This is a genomic window from Parapedobacter sp. ISTM3 (assembly GCF_016533505.1).
In the GTDB taxonomy this organism is placed as follows: domain Bacteria; phylum Bacteroidota; class Bacteroidia; order Sphingobacteriales; family Sphingobacteriaceae; genus Parapedobacter; species Parapedobacter luteus.
In genome coordinates this window covers 37,055-60,605 of sequence record NZ_JAENGN010000022.1, presented here as the reverse complement: position 1 = coordinate 60,605, position 23,551 = coordinate 37,055, and the positions used below count along the sequence as shown (strand labels likewise).

The 23,551-nt window shown below is 47.7% G+C and carries 16 protein-coding genes and 1 pseudogene; 9 read left to right on the top strand and 8 right to left on the bottom strand.

Translation table 11 applies throughout. The features are described from left to right. Positions 1-93: 93 nt before the first annotated feature. Together JHJ32_RS20925 and katG are read right to left on the bottom strand one after the other, a co-directional pair. Positions 94-819: a DUF2490 domain-containing protein gene (locus JHJ32_RS20925; protein ID WP_200122327.1), complete on the bottom strand. Its 726-nt coding sequence runs from the start codon at positions 817-819 to the stop codon at positions 94-96. A gap of 112 nt (positions 820-931) precedes the next feature. Then, a complete protein-coding gene (gene katG / locus JHJ32_RS20920; RefSeq protein WP_200122326.1) occupies positions 932-3,220 on the bottom strand; it encodes a catalase/peroxidase HPI in 2,289 nt (762 codons plus the stop codon). 266 nt (positions 3,221-3,486) lie between these two features. Here katG and JHJ32_RS20915 point away from each other — a divergent pair, with 266 nt between their 5' ends. Both JHJ32_RS20915 and JHJ32_RS20910 read left to right on the top strand, forming a co-directional pair. After that, on the top strand, positions 3,487-5,424 hold the full coding sequence (locus tag JHJ32_RS20915) for an alpha-L-fucosidase (RefSeq protein ID WP_233632786.1): 1,938 nt from the start codon (positions 3,487-3,489) through the stop codon (positions 5,422-5,424). Between the two features lie 12 nt (positions 5,425-5,436). Continuing rightward, positions 5,437-7,755: a glycoside hydrolase N-terminal domain-containing protein gene (locus JHJ32_RS20910; protein WP_200122318.1), complete on the top strand. Its 2,319-nt coding sequence runs from the start codon at positions 5,437-5,439 to the stop codon at positions 7,753-7,755. A gap of 13 nt (positions 7,756-7,768) precedes the next feature. Here the strand turns inward: JHJ32_RS20910 and JHJ32_RS20905 are convergent, their stop codons facing one another. The 6 genes and pseudogenes from JHJ32_RS20905 to JHJ32_RS20875 form a co-directional block, all read right to left on the bottom strand. Then, positions 7,769-9,232, bottom strand: a complete 1,464-nt coding sequence (locus tag JHJ32_RS20905) for a glycine--tRNA ligase (RefSeq protein WP_200122316.1) — start codon at positions 9,230-9,232, stop codon at positions 7,769-7,771. 120 nt (positions 9,233-9,352) lie between these two features. Beyond that, a pseudogene (locus JHJ32_RS20900) lies at positions 9,353-10,110 on the bottom strand (SDR family NAD(P)-dependent oxidoreductase). A gap of 17 nt (positions 10,111-10,127) precedes the next feature. Beyond that, the gene (locus JHJ32_RS20890) at positions 10,128-11,225 is read right to left on the bottom strand and encodes a DUF2891 domain-containing protein (protein WP_079718514.1); all 1,098 of its coding nucleotides are present in this window, start codon (positions 11,223-11,225) and stop codon (positions 10,128-10,130) included. A gap of 55 nt (positions 11,226-11,280) precedes the next feature. After that, positions 11,281-12,342 (bottom strand): AI-2E family transporter, encoded by a 1,062-nt coding sequence (locus JHJ32_RS20885; protein WP_079718513.1) that lies wholly within the window; start codon positions 12,340-12,342, stop codon positions 11,281-11,283. A 36-nt stretch (positions 12,343-12,378) separates the two neighbouring features. After that, the gene (locus tag JHJ32_RS20880; protein WP_200122305.1) at positions 12,379-13,146 is read right to left on the bottom strand and encodes an enoyl-CoA hydratase/isomerase family protein; all 768 of its coding nucleotides are present in this window, start codon (positions 13,144-13,146) and stop codon (positions 12,379-12,381) included. Between the two features lie 29 nt (positions 13,147-13,175). Continuing rightward, the gene (locus JHJ32_RS20875; protein WP_200122303.1) at positions 13,176-15,731 is read right to left on the bottom strand and encodes a DUF5686 and carboxypeptidase-like regulatory domain-containing protein; all 2,556 of its coding nucleotides are present in this window, start codon (positions 15,729-15,731) and stop codon (positions 13,176-13,178) included. Positions 15,732-15,922: 191 nt separating this feature from the next. Between JHJ32_RS20875 and JHJ32_RS20870 the strand changes: the two genes are divergently transcribed. The 7 genes from JHJ32_RS20870 (at position 15,923) to JHJ32_RS20840 (ending at position 23,520) form a co-directional block, all read left to right on the top strand. After that, the gene (locus JHJ32_RS20870; RefSeq protein WP_200122301.1) at positions 15,923-16,906 is read left to right on the top strand and encodes a hypothetical protein; all 984 of its coding nucleotides are present in this window, start codon (positions 15,923-15,925) and stop codon (positions 16,904-16,906) included. Positions 16,907-17,233: 327 nt separating this feature from the next. Further along, positions 17,234-18,079, top strand: a complete 846-nt coding sequence (locus JHJ32_RS20865; RefSeq protein ID WP_072885954.1) for an RteC domain-containing protein — start codon at positions 17,234-17,236, stop codon at positions 18,077-18,079. Positions 18,080-18,328: 249 nt separating this feature from the next. Then, entirely contained in the window at positions 18,329-18,682 is a 354-nt protein-coding gene (locus JHJ32_RS20860; RefSeq protein ID WP_013632656.1) for a helix-turn-helix domain-containing protein, read from the top strand. Positions 18,683-18,694: 12 nt separating this feature from the next. After that, positions 18,695-19,003: a helix-turn-helix domain-containing protein gene (locus JHJ32_RS20855; RefSeq protein WP_002978404.1), complete on the top strand. Its 309-nt coding sequence runs from the start codon at positions 18,695-18,697 to the stop codon at positions 19,001-19,003. A gap of 85 nt (positions 19,004-19,088) precedes the next feature. Continuing rightward, on the top strand, positions 19,089-20,549 hold the full coding sequence (locus JHJ32_RS20850; RefSeq protein WP_013632655.1) for a DUF3945 domain-containing protein: 1,461 nt from the start codon (positions 19,089-19,091) through the stop codon (positions 20,547-20,549). Between the two features lie 6 nt (positions 20,550-20,555). Continuing rightward, positions 20,556-22,649, top strand: a complete 2,094-nt coding sequence (locus JHJ32_RS20845) for a type IA DNA topoisomerase (RefSeq protein WP_013632654.1) — start codon at positions 20,556-20,558, stop codon at positions 22,647-22,649. Then, positions 22,639-23,520, top strand: a complete 882-nt coding sequence (locus tag JHJ32_RS20840; protein WP_091098879.1) for an ORF6N domain-containing protein — start codon at positions 22,639-22,641, stop codon at positions 23,518-23,520. The genes JHJ32_RS20845 and JHJ32_RS20840 overlap by 11 nt, the downstream gene beginning before the upstream one ends. Positions 23,521-23,551 lie beyond the last annotated feature (31 nt).

The following is a 23,551-nucleotide window of genomic DNA, read 5'->3' as shown; positions in this document are numbered from 1 at the left end:
TACAAATATACATAATATCTATTAATTTGGTAGATATTAATAATTGTTTTTGCTTGTATATTTTTAATTAGTTGATTTACAGTGTTATTATTGTTATAATCGCGTGTATAGCGCAACTTGAAAGATATGGGTCATGGTATCCGGTGTTGAATCCCTCAGTAAAAATTGATTCATATAACCCGTCTCTAAGTCATATTTTTCGGAAAATCGAAAGCCGAGCGATGTATAAGCGCGGTTTTGGTCGAATAGCCTGTTGTTGACCGCTTTGTTATTGTGGATATTAAAAAAGAGTTCGTTTTGAAGAGATATGAATAACCCGCGATGGAATGGTTCCTGCAGGGGCTGGTTTACGGGGACGACGCTCCGAAAGAAATACCTTGCACGTTGGGCAAAAGCGGTTTCATCCGGACGCCGCAGGAAACGTTGTTCAAACCTGAATCGGTGTTGTATAGGGATACCCAGTACTTTGCCGTTTATAATGTACTGCTGCCATATGCGGTGCTCTGTAATCCGGCGGCCATTTGCCGGCAATTCATTCGTGACGAATGTAGTGGCGTAACCCAGCGAGGCCGTTTGCCGGTTGTTGACGTAGTAGTTGACACCAGGCCTAATCAGTAAGAGGGAGTTGGTTGTCCAGTCTCGCCCTCCGCGGAACTGGATGTCATTGTTCATTCCCCATTTGTCGTTAAATCGGACATTGTTGAACCAAGCGGTCCAACTGCCAAACACATGGTCTTGTGCGATGGATAATTGAGGGAGTAGCATAACGGTGAGCGCTGTCATCAACAGGCCCGCATAACTTAGTTGTAACTGTATCATTTTAGTATCGGATTGAAAGTTTACGGGGCTTAATATACAAAAAAAGAGACCATTTTGGACGGCCTCTTTTTTTTAACAACTGTGTTGTAGCGCGTTAGAATTGCCAATGCAATCACAAATCAAAGCGGTCAAGGTTCATGACCTTGTTCCATGCTGCCACAAAATCCGTGACAAATTTCTCGTTGGCGTCCGCGCTTCCGTAGACCTCTGCCAGTGCTCTTAGCTCAGAGTTGGAACCAAAGATCAGATCTGCCCGGGTTGCGGTCCATTTTAATTCTCCGGTTGAACGATCGTGGCCCTCGAATACTTCTTTCGACTCGGAAGTCGCTTTCCAGACCGTGTTCATATCAAGAAGATTTACGAAGAAATCGTTAGTGAGTGCTTCTGGACGGTGAGTGAACACACCGTGTTGAGAGCCATCAAAGTTGGTGTTCAGCACGCGCATCCCTCCTACCAGCACCGTCATTTCGGGAGCGGTCAGTGTTAACAACTGTGCCTTATCGATTAGTAGCTGCTCAGTAGATACGGTGTATCTGGTTTTTAAGTAATTACGAAAACCATCAGCGGCAGGCTCCAACACGGCGAATGACTCCACGTCCGTTTGATCTTGTGAGGCATCCATGCGACCCGGGGTGAACGGGACGATGATATCATACCCCGCATCTTTCGCCGCTTTTTCTACACCGGCACAGCCGGCCAGTACAATAAGGTCTGCAATAGAAACCCTTTTGCCGTTTGATTGTCTGCTGTTGAAGGCTGTCTGGATGCTCTCAAGTGCACTCAAAACCTCCGCTAATTGGGCAGGATTGTTGACCGTCCAGTTCTTTTGGGGTTCAAGGCGAATGCGAGCGCCGTTGGCGCCGCCGCGCTTGTCGGAACCACGGAACGTAGAGGCCGATGCCCATGCCGTGGCTACCAGTTGGGATATTGGTAATCCCGATTCCAAGATGTTGGCTTTCAGAGTGGCGATGTCTTTGTCATCAATCAATTCATGGTTTACTGCTGGAATCGGGTCTTGCCAAATCAGCTCTTCCTCCGGTACTTCGGGTCCGAGATAACGTGCACGCGGTCCCATGTCGCGGTGTGTCAACTTAAACCATGCGCGGGCAAAGGCGTCAGCGAATGCATCCGGATTTTCAAGGAAATGCCGTGAAATTTTTTCGTAGACTGGGTCAAACCTCAATGCGAGATCCGTGGTAAGCATCGTCGGCAAACGTTTTTTCAATGGGTCGTGGGCATCAGGAATAATCGCATTAGCGCCCTTAGCCACCCACTGGTGTGCACCGGCTGGGCTCTTCGTCAGCTCCCATTCGTAACCAAACAGGTTCCAAAAGAAGTTGTTGCTCCACTTTGTCGGCGTAGTTGTCCATGTTACTTCCAAGCCGCTGGTAATGGTGTCAGCACCTGCGCCCGTGCCATAGGCATTTTTCCAGCCGAGACCTTGCTCCTCGATGTCGGCTGCTTCCGGATCGGGGCCTACCAGCGCTGCATCACCGGCCCCATGGGTCTTTCCGAAGGAGTGGCCGCCCGCAATCAGGGCGACTGTTTCTTCGTCATTCATAGCCATGCGTTTGAAGGTTTCGCGGATGTCATGGGCGGCGGCAATTGGGTCCGGATTGCCATCAGGACCTTCCGGATTGACATAAATAAGTCCCATTTGTACGGCCGCTAGCGGGTTTTCCAGGTTTCGCGAATGTATATCGCCGTCCGCCGAATCGTCCGAAACAAGCACACCTCCTTCTTTCTCAACACCTTCGGAACCATGGGCGTAGCGTTTGTCTCCGCCTAGCCATGTGGTCTCCGAACCCCAGTAAACGTCCTCGTCAGGTTCCCAGGTATCCTCGCGGCCGCCAGCAAAGCCAAAGGTCTTAAAGCCCATTGATTCAAGGGCCACATTACCTGCGAGAATTAGCAGATCGGCCCAAGAGATCTGTTGTCCATACTTCTGTTTGATTGGCCACAGTAGTCTGCGCGCCTTATCAAGGCTAACATTATCGGGCCAGCTATTAAGCGGCGCAAATCGCTGCTGGCCACGGCCAGCTCCTCCGCGACCGTCGCCTGTTCGATAGGTACCGGCACTATGCCAAGCCATACGGATGAATAGGGGGCCATAGTGGCCAAAATCCGCAGGCCACCAGTCTTGTGAGTCTGTCATCAGGCTATGTAGATCCTGTTTTACAGCATGCAGGTCGAGGCTCTTGAAGGCTTCGGCGTAAATAAAGTCTTTGTCCAGCGGATTGGATAGCGTGGAGTGCTGGCGCAGGATATTTAATTTGAGTTGGTTTGGCCACCAGTCGCGGTTTTTCGTTCCTTCGCCGCCTACGTTATGCTTTTGAGGTGTTGCTTGAAGGGACGCTCCTGAAAACGGGCATTTGCCTGAGTTGTTGGGGTTGTTGTCCATGATGTTATGATTTATAGTGTTTAATTCATTGATGATGCTACCAAATGTACATGGAAACAACCAATAATTTAAATCACTTATAACGATAGGTTATAACTAAAATTTATAATAGGTTATTTGTGTTATAAATCAATCGCCGCGCATTTAAACTGGTTAGTTGGGCTGTATTAAATTATTTTTGTAAGGTCGGCGAACTACGGGGGAAAGCGTTATCTTTACTCCTTAAACAACAAACCACTATTAGCATGATGTCTCGCAACTTTATAATGCTTACGGTACTATGCGTGGCACTGAGTATCGGCTTGGTTGGATGTGATCAGCCCGCTGTCAGCATGAAAGACGAACCTACGCCCTACGGCCCCATACCTACGGAAGCCCAACTAAACTGGCATGAAATGGAAATGTATTGTCTTATCCATTTCACTCCTACTACGTTTCAAAACAAAGAGTGGGGTTTCGGTGATGCACCGGCAAGCTTGTTCAATCCGCGGGATTTCGATGCCAATCAAATCGCTGCGGCCGCAAAGGCCGGCGGATTTAAGGGATTGATTTCAGTGGCCAAACATCATGACGGTTTTTGCCTATGGCCTACGAAAACCACTAACTATAATATTGCTAATAGCCCTTGGCGTGACGGCCGCGGAGATATGGTCAAAGCATTCGAGAACGCGGCGCGCAAGCAAGATCTCCAGTTTGGCGTATATGTATCGGCGTGGGATCGCAACCATCCCCAATATGGCGATGCCGAGTATGCCGATGCTTATCGTGAGCAATTGCGTGAATTGTACAGCAACTATGGACCATTGTTTATCAGTTGGCACGACGGTGCTAACGGCGGTGATGGCTACTACGGCGGTGCTAATGAAACGCGCCGAATTGACCGGTCGACCTACTATGAATGGGAAGAAAAAACTTGGCCCATCACACGTGAGCTACAGCCTACGGCGGTGATTTTTAGTGATATCGGGCCGGACGTGCGATGGGTGGGCAATGAGAAAGGCATTGCAGCTGAAACGTCGTGGGCCACCTTTACACCCATAGCTCCTGATGGGAGTAAACCTGCTCCCGGCCATATCGATGAGCAATTCTTGGGAAGCGGGCAGCGCGATGGCAAGTATTGGATTCCTGCGGAATGTGACGTGCCGCACCGCCCCGGATGGTTTTACCATCCTGAACAGGACCACCAAGTAAAGACTCCGGATCAGCTTTTTGACCTTTACCTTAAAAGCGTAGGCCGTGGGGCAGCCTTCAACCTCGGGCTGGCTCCTAACACCGAAGGGTTGTTGCATGCCAACGATGTTGCTTCTTTAAAGGGGTTTGGTGAAAAACTGGCAAAAACCTTCGCTGAAAACCTGGCTTCGGACGCATCATTAAAGGCGTCCAATATACGGAAGGGGCAGGAGGGACATTTCGGGCCGGCCAACCTGTTGGATGACGACCGTTATAGCTACTGGGCTACAGACGATGAAGTCACCCAGCCCGAACTTATCATCGAGTTGGAAGCTGAAGCGTCCTTTGATATCATTCGCCTACGCGAAAATATCAAGTTGGGACAGCGTTTGGATAGTGTGTGGGTGGATGTCTGGCAAGATGGAAATTGGCGGCCGTTGGCTATGGCAACAAGTGTTGGCTCCAACAGGCTTATTCATTTGGATGAGCTTATCACCACAGAGAGGCTGCGGTTACGCTTATTTGCACCTGTGGCCGTGGCATTGAGTGATTTTGGTTTATTCAGGGAAGCGGACGTCACCTTCGCCATGCAGGAGGCGGCGCATAAGCGTATCGACCCTTCGCGATGGAATATGGTAGCGGGCGGGCTACATGGAGGCGATCCGCTGCTGGCGGTGGACGGTAAGCCGGAGACGTTTTGGCTGACCAGCGAGGTAGACTTGCCTAAGTCCATTAGCGTAGATATGGGTAGGCAAGAAACCATTGCAGGTATCGGTTATCTCCCCCGACAGGATGGAAATAAGGAGGGGCTGATAAACCGCTACGTGTTTGAAGCCAGTACAGATAGCACCAATTGGGAAGTCGCTTCAAAAGGTGAATTTTCCAATATTGTAGCCAATCCGATTTTGCAATATGTAAATTTCGGCAAACCAGTGCGGGCCCGCTATTTTCGGCTTACGGTAGAAGCCGTAGCTAACGCAATCAACAACCGCTCCGCGGTGTCAATTGCGGAGTTTGAAGTATACAACCATTAGTCGCTTGTTGATATGAAAAAATGCGGATTGGCTTTAGCCGGTATTATCACCTTCACGGTATTATCAGCAGAAGAAAAACCGTTGCAGCTGTGGTACGACAAACCTGCTTGCCGTTGGGAGGAAAGCCTGCCATTGGGTAATGGCCGTTTGGGTATGATGCCCGATGGCGGCGTGAGCGCTGAAAAGATAGTGTTGAACGAAATCACGCTCTGGTCTGGTAGCCCACAGGATGCAAACAATTACGAAGCACATAAGCGTGTGGGTGATATTCAAAAACTATTATTGCAAGGTCGAAATGATGAAGCCGAAAAGCTGGTAAACGCGAACTTTGTGTGTGAGGGGGCTGGCAGTGGCCATGGCAATGGGGCCAATGTGCCATTTGGATGCTTTCAGACGCTCGGCGAACTGCTTATCCAATATCACCATGGAAAAGGGGAAGTCCAAGGCTACCGCAGACAACTGGATATCACGACGGCTGTTGCTGCTACCATGTACCAAGTGGCAGACGTCGGTTTTCAGCGAGAGTACTTTACCGCATTTGAAGGCGATGTCGGGATCATCCGGCTTACAGCAGATCAGCCGCAGGCCTTGGACTTTTCGGTAACCTTGGCCCGGGAAGAACGGGGCACAACCACGGTGATAGATAATGAATTGCGGCTTTCTGGAGTGTTGAATGATGGCTACGGACGGCAGGGCATGCAATATCTTGCCCGTATACGCATCAAACATGAGGGAGGCAGATTGGTCAGGGAAGGCAATGCGCTGCGGGTGGTTGGAGCTGACGAAGCCACACTGTATTTTTCGGCCGCAACAGATTTCAGGGACAATTCGTTTGCCTCACAGTCGGCCGCTCTTTTGGCTACAGCAATGGTACAACCTTATAATACGCTGAAGGAAAGTCACGTCGCTGCATTTCGGCAGTTGTTTGATAGGGTGTCTTTAACGTTAGCTGGTGGAGTCGCCGCTGATATTCCTACCGATGAGCGCCTAAAACGTTTTTTTGAAAATCCGGCAAGTGACAATGCCTTTGCTGCGTTATATTTCCAATATGGGCGTTACTTAAGCATTAGCAGCACCCGTCCGGGCCTGTTGCCGCCCAATCTTCAAGGGTTGTGGGCTCATCAGGTGCAAACGCCTTGGAATGGCGATTACCACCTTAACATCAACGCGCAGATGAACCATTGGCCAGTGGAGGTGAGTAATTTGTCTGAATTGCACGGGCCTTTTATTGATATGATTAAGGCCGTTGCCCGAGAAGGAGCAAACACAGCTAAGGCTTACTATGATGCGCCTGGGTGGGTATGCTATATGATGACCAACGTATGGGGTTATTCGGCTCCTGGCGAACAGGCGTCATGGGGGGCTAGTACCGCGTCTGGTTGGCTGTGCAATCACCTTTGGGAACACTATCTTTTTACCAAGGATACAGCCTATCTGGCCGATGTTTTCCCGATTTTAAAGGATGCAGCTCGCTTTTATCACCACACGCTCATCAGGGAGCCGCAGCACGGCTGGTTGGTTACAGCTCCTTCTGTTTCGCCAGAAAATGCTTTTATCATGCCGAATGGCAATCGGGCAAGTGTGGTTATGGGGCCGACGATTGATAATCAAATTGTACGCGAACTGTACGGCAACGTGATTGCCGCAGCGGAAGTATTAGGTGTAGATGACGTGTTTGTGGATACGCTACGTAATAATGTATCCAACCTGCCACCGCCCGTACGGATAGGCCGTGATGGCCGTGTCATGGAGTGGCTGGAAGAATATAACGAGCCTGAGCCGCAGCATCGTCACGTCTCTCACCTTTATGGCCTGTATCCAGCGGCCTTTTTTTCTCCACAGACCACGCCCGAGTGGGCCGAGGCAGCAAGGAAGACCTTACTGGTAAGGGGGGACGAAGGAACGGGATGGAGCCGGGCTTGGAAAATCTTGTTTTGGGCGAGATTGCAGGATGGCGATCATGCCTTGGAGATCTTGCGGCAGTTGCTACGGCCAGCGTTTGGTGAGGAGACGGATTACAGCGGAGCTCGCGCCGGAACCTATCCCAACTTATTTTGCGCACATCCTCCATTTCAGATTGATGGCAATTTCGGTGGTACGGCGGGGATTGCTGAGATGTTGTTGCAGAGTCATGCCGGATTTATCCACCTTCTGCCGGCATTACCGCCTGCGTGGGCTACGGGCGAAGTGAAAGGGTTGAAGGCACGCGGCAATTATACGGTGGATATTACGTGGAAGGACGGGAAAGTGGTAGATTATCGTATTCACTCCCCTTCCGGTAAGCCGGTAGACGTTATGGTAAATGGCCGGATAACATCTACCGGTGGATGAATGACCGATGGCTTTATAGGTCGCCCAGCAGGTTTTTCCAACCAACAAGATCGCCAACGATTTTCTCCAAATCGGCCGTAGCCACGCGCTCCTGCTCCATACTATCACGGTGGCGGAGCGTCACGGTGTCGTCTTCCAATGATTGATAATCGACCGTAATGCAGAAGGGGGTACCGATGGCATCTTGTCGCCTATAGCGCTTGCCGATGGAATCTTTCTCATCATACTGTACGTTATAATCAATTTTGAGCCTGTTGAGAATTTCCCGAGCCTTGTCGGGCAGACCATCCTTCTTGGTCAGTGGAAGTACGGCGGCTTTTACTGGTGCCAAGGTTGGATGGAAGTGCAATACCGAACGAGAATCCTGCTTATCGGCAGTACTTAAATCCTGCTCTTCAAAGGCATTGCACAGCACAGTCAGAAATAATCGATCCAAGCCGATGGACGTTTCGATCACGTAAGGCACGTAATTCTGATTGATTTCGGGGTCAAAATATTGCAGCTTCTTACCCGAATATTTTTGGTGTTGGCTAAGGTCAAAGTCGGTCCGTGAGTGAATGCCCTCTACCTCTTTGAAACCAAACGGAAATTCGTATTCGATATCCACCGCAGCATTGGCATAGTGGGCGAGCTTGACATGATCATGGTAGCGGTATTTTGCTGGATTGCCGCCAATAGCGAGATGCCATTTCAGGCGGGTTTCTTTCCATTGATTGTACCAATCGAGCTCTGTGCCGGGCCGCACAAAAAATTGCATTTCCATTTGCTCAAACTCGCGCATGCGCATGATAAATTGGCGGGCAATAACCTCGTTGCGAAACGCTTTGCCAATCTGTGCAATTCCGAAAGGAACTTTCATCCGGCCGCTTTTTTGTACGTTCAGGAAATTGACAAAGATCCCCTGAGCGGTTTCCGGCCGCAAATACACCGTTTCAGCATCTTCAGCCGATGCACCCATTTGGGTGGAGAACATGAGATTGAACTGCCGTACATCTGTCCAGTTTTTGGTGCCTGACAACGGGCAGACTATATGATGTGCTTCGATAAGTGCTTTGAGCGTAGGTAGGTCGTCGGCGTTCAGCGCAGCGTCGAGGCCGGCCTGTAGTTGTTGGGCTTCTTCTTTTTTGCCATCCGCTTCATAGCGCGCAATTTTGTCTTCGATAAGCTGGTCGGCCCGGTAACGCTTCTTCGAGTCCTTATTGTCTATCATGGGGTCGTTAAAGCCGTCTACATGCCCCGAAGCCTTCCACGTCGTGGGATGCATGAAAATGGCGGCGTCAATACCCACTATGTTTTCATGGAGTTGCACCATGGATTTCCACCAATAGGTTTTCAGGTTGTTTTTGAGTTCAGCGCCCAACTGCCCGTAGTCATACACGGCGCTCAGGCCATCATATATTTCGCTTGAAGGGAACACAAATCCGTATTCCTTGGCGTGTGAAATTACGTTTTTGAAGAAATCGTCCTGTTTGCTCATAAGACGGCAAACTTAGATAAAATGCTTCGCATTCGCGAACACATATTCAACAAAAATGAGCGTTGCCGTTGTGGTTATTCCCAATTAATCGATTGGCGGTAAACCGGGGGTGCTGTCGGTTTAGTGAACATACGAGCCAGCATTGATATCGATTGTTGCGCCGGTGGCATGGTCTGCCAATCCCGAGCACAGTAATGTCACCATTGGTGCAATATCGCCAGGTTTCGTGAGATGGGGCAATGCGATATCGTTCAGTGCATAATCCTCGCCATATTGGTTCATGAAGTCTTGTGCCATATCCGTGCGGGTAAAGCCGGGCGCTACAATAAACGCTTTGATGCCTTCCTTGCCATAGTATCGGGCGAGTGAGCGTGTGAAACCAACAATCGCAGACTTTGATGCGGCATAAGCCAGGTAGTCCGGAGTATCGCCGCGGAATGCCGCACGGGAGGAGATATTGATGATTCGACCATTCTTACTGGTCCTTGCATGCTCGACAAACTCCTTACAGATGATGGCTAAGGCATTGAGGTTGACGTTGATTGTTTGGTGCCACGCTGCCAACCACTCGTCCGTGGGACAATCGTCGGGAACGGACAGCGCGATGCCCGCGTTATTGACAATGGCGTCGATCCGGCCGTACATATCTACCAGCCTAGGGATCCATCCTTTCACGGCCTCAAGGTCGGATAGGTCGCATGGCACCAAGCAGCATCGCCGGGCAGATTGTCCTTTAATCGTTGGGCGGCTATCTTGTTTTTATGATAGTGCAGTAAAACGTTTGCTCCCGCTTGGGACAGTTGGCTTGCGATGGCTGCACCTATCCCTCGCGAAGCGCCGGTAACCAAAATGCGTTGCTGATTGAGTGAAACCTGCATGAATCAAAAACGAGTATTTAAAGATTATGTTGAGCGGTAAGTGCGTATACAGCAAAGGAAGCCAGCCAATGTTCGCCCATGTAGTCGCCACTGGCGACATGGGGCAAGGCAACTTCCATATGCGCCTTGGCCAGTGCTGTCAGGCGTTGTTCGTTTTTGCCCGAATGGCGGGCGATGCCATACAAACACCATGCGCGGCTGAGGTTTAAACCGTCAAGGTGTACGAGCTTGCCATCGGTACGGTCACTTACTGTACCCGGTTCAAGGTCGAACGATTTTTTTGACAGCTGAGGAAGGAAATCTTTCAACCACTTACGGTATTCGGCGGCGGGCAATATGCGCCACATCAAGTCTGCCTCTTCGAGACAAGGACTCAGGAAGTCTGCGCCGCCGGGTTCCCAGTTAAGTGGGCAGCCTTTATCTTTCGCGTAGAAACGCATTGCCGTCTGATGAATGACGTCCTGAAGTCCTGCATCACCCATTTCGGCGGCGTAGTCATAGGCAAGCCTGAGTCCAAAGGCAAGGTTGGAATGTTCGCCCACGCGAATAGCATAGTTCATTTTGGGCAGGTATTCCTTATATGACTGGGCCAGCACGTTGGCTAGCGGTTGGAGGTTTCGACTCAATTGTTTACCAAGCGAATCTTCCCATGACAGGAGTTCCGTTTGAAGCTGGAGCAGCCATGCCCAGCCATACGTCCGTTCGAAGCTTTTATTGAGTCCCTCGAAAAGCGCCACTTCCTTTGCAATATTTGTCGCTGAAAGGTTTTCTGCAAGTTTATGCCTTATCGAGGAGGCTTCCGGCAGGTCGGGGAACAATTTCAGCAACCGAACCAGCATCCAATGGCCATGTACACTGCTATGCCAGTCGAAGCACCCATAGAACGCCGGATGATACTGCATGGGCTCTTGGATAAGCGTAGTATCGGTAAAAACAACTCCTGTTTTATAAGGATAGGCCTGCTGCATGCAAGCCAGAGGCAATTGAGCAAGATGTGAGGCTCCGGCAGGTGTTAGTTTAATGGTATCGCCGTCCGACAGGTAGTGGGCCGGGCCTTGGGCAAAGCTAATATGACAAATACACGTCAGCAAGAATAAGAGGGTGGTGTTGCGCATAGTCGTTGTTGGGATATAGCACCAAAGATAGGGTTGCCCGAGCAATTAAAAAAATTTAGCTACGTGGAGGCCGCGGGTCTTTCACGACAATTTCTTTACCTAAGGCGATTTCTTTCTTACTCGCCTCATAAATACGCACAGTAATGAGGAAATACGACAGGAGAAGTGGACCATATACCAAACCCATTACACCAAATAGCGGCAAGCCGATAATGACGCCAACCACGGTAATAATGGGATGGATATCGCCTACTTTCTTGGCTATCAACAGACGCAAAAGGTTGTCGATGTTGATGACAATAACAAATCCATACACTAGCAACCCAATTGCGCTTACGTTGTTGCCTTGGGTGAAGGCAATGATGGCGGCAGGCACGAAGATAAGTGGTGGTCCGAGTAGGGGGACAAACGAGAGAATGGCGCATATTACCCCCCAGAAAAGTGCATCATCAAAACCGAATATCCAAAAACCAAGGGTGAGGCAGCTTCCTTGCACCAGTGCAATAAGGGTCTGGCCCAATACATTGGAGTATGTAATGTTGCGTAGTTCGTGGCCAAATCGGACCGCATTTTCAACGTTGAAGGGCGAATAACGAAGGAGCCCCCGTTCGAAACTCCTGAAATTGACAAAGATAAAATACAACAGGAAATACATCACGGCGATGTCCAGGAAAAGGCCTGCAGCACCAGTGAGCAGCGAAGTAACAAGGCTCCCCAAGTAGGAAGCGCTTCGCTCCAGTTGCTCCTGGAGCAGATCCGGTTTGCCTAATTTGTCGCCAGCAAACTCATTGATGGTGTTTGCGATATTTTCAATCCATTCAGGGTTTTTGACCAAGCTAACTATCTTATTGGTTAGCATGGCGCCAATCCCCATAAAAGGCAATACAATAATGAGAAAAGAAATAACGATGATGATCAACGCGGCGAGCGGCCGACGCCATTTCAGCCGCTCCACCAGCCACCTGTTAAGTGGCCTGAATATCGTGTACATGACCATGGTGCCGAGTAGTGCCCCAAAGATATCCCTTACGGCGTATAGGATAATTGCCCCCAATACGATTAGAAGTACGAGGATAACGGTATTCCGCTCTTTCTGATTGAATACAGTATAGGACATACATCAAATTGATAACAATACCCAAATAACGCCCTATTAGAAGTTTGGTTTTCGCTTCTCCAAAAACGCAGACACCCCTTCCTTGAAGTCCGGCGTATCAAAGCACTTGCCGAATTCCTTGATCTCCGTTTCGAACCCGTGTTGTGCGAGACCGGCATTAACGGCCCGGATGGCCGCGGCAATCGCATTCGGCGAGCGCGAGGCAATGCGCTGAAGCATATGGGTGGCCTTGGGAAGTAGGTCGGCAGGTTCGACCACATAATTGACCAGACCCGCCCGCAATGCTTCATCAGCGGATATCATATCTCCGGTAAGGATGATTTCCATGGCTTTTCCCCGCCCTACCAACTGGGTAAGACGTTGCGTACCGCCGTAGCCAGGAATCAAGCCCAGCGAAACTTCAGGCAATCCCAGCTTGGCGTAAGTGGTTGCGAGGCGAATGTGGCAAGCCAACGCCAGTTCAAGGCCGCCGCCTAACGCGTAGCCGTTGATGGCGGCTACGATGGGTTTACTGGCATGGTGTATGATGTCAAATACGTTTGTTTGCCCCTCCTGAGCCAACTCGCGCCCCTGCACCGCATTGAAAGTTGCGAATTCCACAATGTCTGCTCCAGCCACGAAGGCCTTTTCGCCGGCTCCGGTAAGAATGATTCCCCGCACGTTGGGCTCAGCCAACGCATCCTTAACTGCTTCATGTAACGCTGCAAGCGTTGGTTTATTCAATGCATTCAATTTCTCAACTCGATTGATGACGATATGCCGTATCTGGCTTTCGTCGTGGACCAATAAGTTTTGGTATTTCATAGCCTTTGCAGTTAGACGTTTGACGTAAACTAAAAATCTACTTTCACACTGAAGCGTACCCCGCCTTTATCGATATCGGGATGGTCAAGATACGACAATCTCCGGACATATTCTAGCCGAAGTATGTTTAAGATGTTTTCCAGACCGACGCTGGCTTCCATATAGGGTTTCCTCGTCAGTACAAAGGTTGTGGCGCGACCCTGGCCATCTGTCGGTAGTAAGAAGACATCGGGGTTGTTTTGCGGGTGATTTTCCGGTCGCACGTTGCCATATAGGAGCTTAAACCCTGCTAACTCCCGCATTTTTGTCTTTTTCAGCAATGGGATTTTGTTGAGGATGAATCCATGCAGGCGGTGTTCGATGTTCAGTTTGATGTATTGGTCGCTTACGAATTCGAGGTTGTTCATCAGGCTATAGGCATCCGGCGTCAATACGTAGGTCTGGTTGGCATTGGGGATGTCCAGCAGTGGATAAGGTACCGTTCCGAAAATATATCCGGTGCCTACGTTTATATCGGCGAGGCCCAACTGGGAAAGGAACACCCGTTTGAAGACATTCAATCGTAGCGCATGGTAAGGATATTCGCCGCCGAAAATGCCCCTCAATCCCATATTATACCGTAGATTGAACACTGGATATTCGTTAACTATCGGCGTGCGTTCCAAATTGCGTTGGAAAAACTCTTCATTCGGAGCCCAGCGTAGATCAACGCCGAGTTCTGATGTCCGCAGTGCATTAAGGGTATCGGCAGAAGCGCCTGCGGTGACGAAATGCAGCTGTGCGGCGGGGGACTGCCGTTGTGTAGCAATGAACGTTTGCAGCATCACATGGTTGCCAAATTCGATAACGTGGTTGAACCGGAAGGCGTGATGATACAACCAGTTGCGCTGTTCACCGCTGCGAAAGGAGCGGGTGAAGCTATCGCCGTTGCGGAATCCGAGCAACTGGCCGGGTTCTCGCGCATCCTGGTGATATGTCGCCTGCAGGTAGTGAGCCGGATATTCGCCTACGCGACGGCCATTAAGTGTCTGAGCAACGGCTCCAAACACCTTTATTCGGTTGTCGCGAAATCCGTAAGCCGTGTAGGCCTCGCCATACAGTTTCTCGGAAAATTGCCTGGTCGTTCGGCCACTCAACCTCACCCGGCTGCCTTCAAGGTCGTTGTGGCTGTATGAATATTCCAATGGCCCAAACTCTATCGGCCCCGCATAGAGAAAGCTCTGGGAGAGGAGATATCCCACTTTCAATGTCTTGCGGAAAGCCTTGTTATGTTGAAGGCTATCGATGTTGGCGTATGTCTTGCCCTCCACCTCCGTCAATTGAATTGGGCGCATGTTCTGCCATTCGCTTTCCGTCTTGTGCTCCGCATCACCGGCTTTTACCCATTGCTGGCCACTAAAGGTGCTTGGGGGAATAGTCGTTTCTGTATCATAATTATCATAAGCCAGTGTGCGTTGGCCGAACGCACCGCGCTTACCTTCAAACAACCCGAAATTTATTTGCACATCGCTATAAGCCAACAGGTAAATGCCATTGTGGTGGCGATTAAAGCGTAAGGATATTTCAATTTGGTTTACCCAGTTGAGGTTGGCGTGATGATCTATCCAGATGTCAGCGCGGCGTATTCCAAAGTTACCGTCGAGCGTTACTTGCAATTTGCCTGAAAATAGGCGGTCCTCCTTGTTGCGAGGTACGAACGTGAGTTCCACAAACTGGCCTTCGGCGTTGGAGATCGTGTCGGTAATGAAGAATTTATAGAACAATGGCGCGGCATCCGCCGTAGGGCCAAGAAACGGCTTGTTCAGGATTAGGATATTATTTTCGTAAATATCAATATCGGTATGGATAAATTTGAAGTAGGTCTCAATATTTTGGTTGTTGACATATCGTTGGTCGAGTTCGGTCTTTTTATGAGCGGTTACAATGGTTTTTGTAGCTTGTGGGTGCAATCGTTCATAACGCTGTGATAAGCTTTCCTCAAGGTATATGGGTAGTAGGGAACGACCGGGGACCAATGTGGTGTCTACATTTTCAAAAGCAAACCGGTATCCCCGGGTAAGCGCATTATTGGTAATCGACTTCGGTAGATCGCTTACCGCCATCATGATTTTTTCGTACGCATCAAAGGATACATAGTCAAATCGCGACAGGCGATTTACGCGCTTATGCGCAATTACTTGTCGAATGAGATCAACAGCTGGATTATTGCGATTACGGTAGCGCCCTTTGCCGCTTACTACTACTTCATCGAGATGCTGCGCATCTTCTTCCAGCGCGGCATCGATGGTTTGCGATACTCCTGGAATGAGTTGTTTGACAATGGTCTTATACCCCAGCGCGCTGAATCGGATAGCTGTTGCCGGCGTGTTAAGTTGCAGCCTGTAGCGACCCGTACTGTCAGTTGAAGTGCCCGTAGGAGAGTTGACCAGCGATATTGTGACCCCGGTGATAGGGGCTCCTGTCGATTCATCGGTTACTGTTCCGTTGACGGTTGTTTGAGCCAACGCGATGGATAGGGAAATGACCACTCCCATCACTGCCAGCCATGCCTTCATTATCATAACACTGCTGCATGCTCTGCTCATAAATACCCCATTGACGCCTTTCGTCCAACGTATACTTAACGGTTTTAAACTTGCCCAAGATACAATTTGTTGAGCATGTTTAGTACAAAAGTTCGGTTTCTGTAATGACCGTCATCTCGCCATGGGTGCGCTTTCGGATTATTTTGCCTCAAGGTATCAAACAAGCCGCCGTTTTGTGTTTATTTGTGGCAATGGATAAGATGACAATCAGACTTTTTAGTGCGTTGGTCTTAGCGCTACTGTTATCGACGTGCCAGTCCGTCAGCAACAGCGGGGCTATGGTTGGTGGTAGCGCATATGCCGCAGACACCCTGTCGGCCTATGCGGTTGACGCCGTTGATACCGCGTCTTCAGGGCAGTACAAGTACATGGCCGTCGACTCGGCGGCCTATCATGTGGTACTGCACGAATTAGCCAATGGCGATTCCACAGGCCGTTGGCCCGTCGCTGCTCAACCTTTACCTTCACAGGGTGCTATCTTGCCCCACAAACGCATTGTGGCGTTTTATGGCAATTTGTATTCCAGCAGGATGGGCATTCTGGGCGAGCTTCCGCCGGATGAGATGCTGGGTAAACTCGACAGCGAAGTGGCGCGGTGGAATGAAGCTGATCCAGCAACGGAGGCTATTCCTGCGCTTCACTATATTGCTGTAACCGCACAAGGTAGCGCGGGCAGGGATGGGAAATATCGGTCACGCATGCCTTTTAGCCAGATCGATTCCGTACTTCGTATCGCCGAAAAGCGAGATGCTCTGGTGTTTTTGGATATTCAGGTCGGTTTCAGTACCTTGGCTGATGAGGTTCCCCGGCTGGATACATTTCTCCGGATGCCTCATGTACACCTGGGAATTGATCCGGAGTTTTCAATGAAAGACGATTTGCCTCCCGGAAAGCGCATAGGCCACTTCACATCAGCTGATATCAACTTTGCTGTGCGGCACCTGGCTGAGCTGGCCCGTGCACACGGACTGCCGCCGAAAGTGCTTGTTATACACCGCTTTACGCAGGGGATGATCCGGGACTATCAGCAGATCAAGTTGCAGCCCGAGGTGCAATTGGTCATCGACATGGATGGGTGGGGCGCTCCCGCGCTTAAGAAACACACTTATCAAAGCTATATCTACCGAGAGCCGGTACAGTTTACAGGGTTTAAATTTTTTTCTGAAAAAGATTAATATAGCCCAAAGTGGCTAATAAAGAGTAGTTTACAAGAACCGAAAGTGCTATCGGTAACGATTTAGTAATGGTGCTTACTGCACTCGCTTTCATCTGATTACCTTGTAAATCATTACCGCAAATTTAATAAAAAAAAGGGTTAAGTCGTAGCGTACTTAACCCTTTTTTCTGCTTTTTCCAATATACATCATAAGGCGTTATAAAATAAATCTTCCCCAATATGGGGGCAACCTGTGATATTGGTTCCGATATTATTTCCAAGTTTTGACAAATAAACAAAAATGTAAATCCGAAACGTATGGTGTTAATCTCTAAAAATCTAAGCTATGGAAATCGTGTTGAACAAAATATTATCGGAAATTCAGCGTCAGGAAGATATGCTATCTTCTCAAATGATGCAAACTGCGGATGAGGCTTACCAAATGACCTTATTCTTAAAGGAAATGCTGTTTACTATAAAGATGAAAGTCTTGCAGACCGGATTTAAGGACGAACGGCAGGAAATCAATTTTTTCAAGAAAATCAAACCGCAGATTTTAGGAAAACTTATTTATTACAATAAGGTATTCCGCATTGAAACTACCTGCCCCGTAAGTGCAGGGAGAATACACCAAAGTTATTTTGAAAACCAACTGAAAATTCTGAAATCCGAATACAAGGAAAGCATATCCAATGAGGATTTTTACAGGTACTATCGTGCAGGCAGAACTGACCGTGACCACAGTTATTTCAGGCTCGGAAAAATCAATTACCACGATGGTCTAAAAAGTAGTGTATTTGAAATTGACCTTAGCTTTTCTACTTATTACGATAACAAAGTTGCCCATATTATAGCCAATGAATTACTTTATACTTTCTTGCTTACCAAAATAAACCCTGAAAAAAATCCCGATACCATTTCAATAAACGGTGATGGAAACAAAGACATTTCGTGGACGAACTCGCAAAATGCACTGATAGAATTGATTTACGCCCTGTATGTTTCCAAATCTATTGCATACGGGAAAATAGGCATCAGGAAATTAGCATTGATTTTCCAAATCCTCTTCCGAACGCCCTTGAACGATATACATCATTCTTTCCACCGAATGAAAACAAGGGCAGGCTCCCGAACGGTGTTTTTAGACCAGCTCAAAATTTCCCTCGAAGAGTATATGGATAAAGACCTTTAGCAACATCAGCACGGGTGTTTGAAAGCAGTACACAAAATGTACTGCTTTTTCTTTGCCCATATATGCCAATTGGCATATATGGGCAAAAGGCTACTACAAAATAACCGAAACACGCTAAAACCCTTATTAAACAAGGGTTTTTCTCATTGCAAAAAATTTGAAAAAAGTGCCAAACCAATGGGTACGCATTGGCAGACAAACACTGCCACACTTCTGAATTTTGTACTGTGAATATTAAACAATAGTGCAATGAACATTATAACAGTTGACGAAGAAGTGTGGAAGCACCTCAACGAACGGTTGAAAGCCATTAGCGAATATATCCTCAAACTGGAAGATACAAGCTACGATAGCTTATGGCTCAACAACCACGAAGTCTGCCAGTATCTCCACATCAGCGAAAAAACGTTGTGGCGTATGCGCACCAACGGGCAGATAGCTTTTTCAAAAATGTACGGGCAGTATTACTATACGATTGGTGCTATCAAGGAAATGCTCAACGCTAACGCCGTGCAGACGACCGATGAATATGTGGAGCAGCTTATGGCGAAAGGCAAAAGCTATATCGAGAAAGGCAGAAAGCTGAAATCAGGTAATCATTAAAAGCGTACCCGTATGAATATCGACAAAATGGAATTTGTGGCGTGGATGGAACGCATAATGGACAGGCTGGACATTCTTGGCAACCACATAGACGATTTACAAAAGAAGCGCAACAGCATAGACGGCGAAGAGTTACTGGATAATCAGGATTTATTGCAAATGCTGAAAATCAGTAACCGTTCCCTGCAACGGTATCGCTCCATAGGTAAGCTCCCTTATTATACCATTAGCGGAAAACTGTATTACAAGCTATCCGATGTGCATCAGTTCATCAGGGAAAGTTTTAACCCTCCGTTACCTAAACTGGATGCCAATAAGTGACAAACGCTGCCTTTGAGTGCCACATAAAGCAAATCAGTGAAGGCTTCCTTTACATTCGATCGTGAAATTTTGAAATTTTCAGATTATGAGCGAAGAAACAACTAATAAACAGGAAATGCCCGAACAGCTTTCGGACATCTTACTCGTACTGGATAAAGAGAAAATGAAAATCCAGGCAGTAAAGAGTATAGACGAAAACGGGAAAATGGAAACCGTTGACCCCACGAAGAAAAATCAAAACCAGTTTATGCGTGTGGATAAAAGCGGTGATTTCTTTTCCAACTTCTTTTCCAATTTTTTCAGCCAGTTAAAGAACCCTACAAACTTTACTTTCTTCAAAGTGCCTGCCTCGGTTGCTGCTGAAAAAGCAGAGGAATTACAAAAGCACGTAGATAAGCCCACTCCACAGGGCGAAAAAGTGCTGAAAGAACACGAAGTGAAAGCAGAACCCCAACCCGATAAAAAACAAGAAAATCAAAATAATATGGCAACAGCACAAACAACAACGGAAACAAGCGAATATCGCTACAAGCCGGAGCAGATTGATTGGGACACAATGAAAAACCTCGGATTGAGCAAAGAGTATCTTGAAAAAAGGAACCTGCTCGACCCTTTGTTACGAGGTTATAAAACCAATGAGCTTTTACCGATAGGTATCAACCTCGGGGGCTCTATCCTCCGCACGGATGCCCGCCTGTCTTTACAGCAAGCGGAAGACGGCAATGTTATCGTGGCAATACACGGTATCAAAAGAGAACCTAACCTCCACTTTGAATTTTTCGGTCACAAGTTTACGGACGAAGACAAGAAAAACCTGCTCGAAACGGGTAATATGGGGCGTGTCGTCAATTTGGTAAACTCCAAAACAGGCGACCTGATGCCGTCCATTATAAGTATTGACAGGCTGACCAATGACGTGGTTGCACTGCGCACGGAGTTTATAAAAATTCCCGATGAAATTAAGGGCGTAAAGCTGAATGACGAACAAAAACAAACGCTGATGGAGGGCAAACCGCTCTATTTAGAGGGTATGATTTCCTCGAAAGGAACGGAGTTTTCGGCAACTGTACAATTCAATGCGGACAAACGGTATGTTGAGTTCCTGTTTGACAGAAGCAACAACAATCAGCAGGCGCAAACGAACCAACAGAATACCCAACAAAGCAATCAGCAAAGCCAACCGCAAGAAGCTCCAAGAACTTTCAGGGGCAAAGAACTGGATGATGAGCAGTACAACAAGTTCAAAGCCGGACAAACCATATACGTTGAACTGAAAGACAAAAAAGACCAACCGTATAAGGGTTATATCACGTTCGACAAAGATACCGGAAAGACCAATTTTGAGTTTCCCGGTCAGTACAAAGCACGGGTAGAACCTGCCGAAACTCATAAAACACAAACTGCCGTCAATTCGGAGGGTAAAACCAACGAAGCGACCAAGAACGTCCAAGAGCCTTTGAAGTCCGGGCAGCAAAGACCGAAAAACGAGAAGCAGCAGGAGCAACAGGATAACAAGCCTGAAAAATCCAAAGGCAGAAAAATGTAATACAGTATGAAAACAATCATTGCAGAAAAACCAAGCGTAGCAAGGGAAATAGCCGGACTTGTGGGAGCATCCGATAAAAAGGATGGCTACCTGACAGGTAACGGCTATTTTGTTACGTGGGCATTCGGTCATTTAATAGGACTGGGAATGCCCGAAGATTACGGCATTTCGGGATTTGATAAAGCATCCCTGCCGATATTGCCCAACCCGTTTTTATTGACCGTCCGCAAGGTCAAAAAAGACAAAGGGTACACCGCCGATACTGGCGCATTAAAGCAACTGAAAGTCATTGAGCAGCTTTTTAAGCAAAGCAACAGCATCATCGTTGCTACCGATGCAGGTCGTGAGGGCGAACTCATTTTCAGGTACATTTATGAATACCTGAAATGCAACAAACCTTTTGAACGCCTTTGGATAAGTTCGCTTACCGAAAAGGCAATAAAGCAAGGCTTCAACAACCTAAAAGACGGGGCAGCATTTGACGGACTGTATCAGGCAGCGCAAGGCAGAAGCCGTGCCGACTGGCTTGTAGGCATCAATGCTACACAGGCATTGAGCATTGCCGCAGGCAATGGTATCTATTCGCTTGGAAGAGTGCAAACGCCCACACTGGCTTTGATATGCAAACGTTACCTCGACAATAAGAATTTCACGGTAAAGAAATACTGGCAGATACAATTAACGCACAACAAAGCCCAGGTTGATTTCAAAAGTATTTCCGCAACCAAATGGGACGAAAAGCAACTTGCTGATGATACCCTTAAAGCTATTCAGCGTGGCGCAACGGCAACCTTTACATCAGTAGAAACCAAAAGCGTTACAGAACAACCGCCCTTGCTTTTCGACCTGACAGGCTTACAAAAGGAAGCCAACAAAAGGCTGAAATTATCTGCTGAAGCAACGCTCAATATTGCGCAAAGCCTGTACGAAAAGAAGTTTATCACGTACCCACGTACCGGGAGCAAATACATCCCTGAAGATATGTGGGCAGAAATTCCAAACCTCGTGCGGGCATTGCAAAATCGTGAGGATTGCAAGCAAGCCCTTACCAAAATCAAATGGGGACGGTTCAACAAACGTATCGTGAATGACCTCCGTGTAACGGACCATCACGGTTTGTTGATTACGGACAAAGTGCCGTCCGTACTTAATGCAGACGAAAACAAGATTTACAATATGATTGCGCTTCGCTTGCTTGAAGCCATATCGCAAGCCTGTGTCAAAGAAATAACCGATGTATCATTACAGGTATTGCATTACGACTTTACGGCAAAAGGCTGTAAAATTCAGGAAGCGGGTTGGCGTTCCATAAAAGGAAGTTTTACCGATGACGGCGAAGAGCCAGTGCAGGAATTACCTGAACTGCATAAAGGCGACGAACTTGCCATAAAGGAAGCCGCAGTTTTGGAAAAGCAGACCAAACCACCAGTGCTTTACACCGAAGCCGGGCTTTTGTCGGCTATGGAAACCGCAGGGAAAGAAATTGAGAACGAAGAAGAACGCAAAGCCCTCAAAAATATCGGCATCGGTACTCCTGCAACAAGAGCCGCCATTATCGAAACCCTGTTTACCCGTAATTATATCCAACGGGATAAACGTTCTTTAATCCCTACGGAAAAAGGATTGCAGGTGTACGGGCTTGTAAAAGACCGGAAAATTGCAGACGTGGCAATGACTGCCGAATGGGAATTGGCGTTACAGAAAATAGAAAATAACGAAGCGGATGCCGGAACATTCCAAAAGGAAATGGAAACCTATGCCAAATCTATTACCGATGAATTGCTACAAACCTCTATTGCAAGCACCAACCAACCCAAACTAACCTGCCCGAAATGCAAAAGTCAGCAGCTTATTATCCGTGACAAGATTGTGAAATGCCCTGATGAGGCTTGTAACTGGGTACAGTTCCGCACCGTCTGCGGTGTACAAATCAGTATCGAAAATGTAACAAACCTTGTCAATAAAGGCAAAACCTCTCTTATCAAAGGAATGACAAGCAAAGCCGGAAAGAAATTCGATGCTTACATCATTCTGAAAGAAAACGCTGAAAGTTCCTTTGAGTTTGAAAAAAACAAAAGCAGTAAACGCAATGGAAAATAAACCGTCAATCGTACCCAAAGAAATCAGGAACCTGATTTATACTATCCGGGGCAAACAGGTAATGTTGGATAGCGACCTCGCTGCCTTATATCAGGTAGAAACAAAGAACCTGAACAAAGCTGTTAAAAGAAATATTAAGCGTTTTCCTGTATCATTCTGCTTTCAACTGACCGAAGAGGAAGTTGAAAACTTGAGGTTCCAAATTGGAACCTCAAGTTTAAATTACGGCGGCAGACGTTATTTGCCCTATGCTTTTACGGAACAAGGCGTTGCAATGGCATCTGCCATACTTCGTTCTGATATAGCCGTTAAAATGAGTGTGGAAATAATGGAAGCCTTTGTAGAAATGCGGCGTATGCTCATCAGCAACGCTTCTTTGTTTCATCGTTTGGACAATATCGAGTTAAAGCAACTGGAAGCCGACCAAAAATTTGAAGAGATTTTTAAGGCTTTGGAAAGCGACAAGCTGCACAGCGAAAAAGGCATTTTCTACAACGGGCAGATTTTTGATGCCTACGCCTTTGTTTCCGATATTATCCGTAGTGCCAAAAGCTCTGTTATCCTGCTTGATAATTATGTGGATGATACGGTGCTTACCTTGTTGGGTAAGCGTAAGACTAATGTAACCGCTACAATCCTTACCAAAAGTATCAGCAATCAGTTACGGTTAGACTTACAACGCTACAATAGCCAATATCCTCCGATAGAAATTGAAGTGTTTTCCGACGCTCACGACCGTTTTTTGATTATTGACCATACAGAACTCTACCATATAGGGGCATCGCTCAAAGACCTGGGCAAAAAATGGTTTGCTTTTTCAAGAATGGATATTGAAGTCGGCAGGATGCTTCAAATATTGAACAAGCCGTAAAAAATGAACCTCCGAATTATCGGAGGTTCAT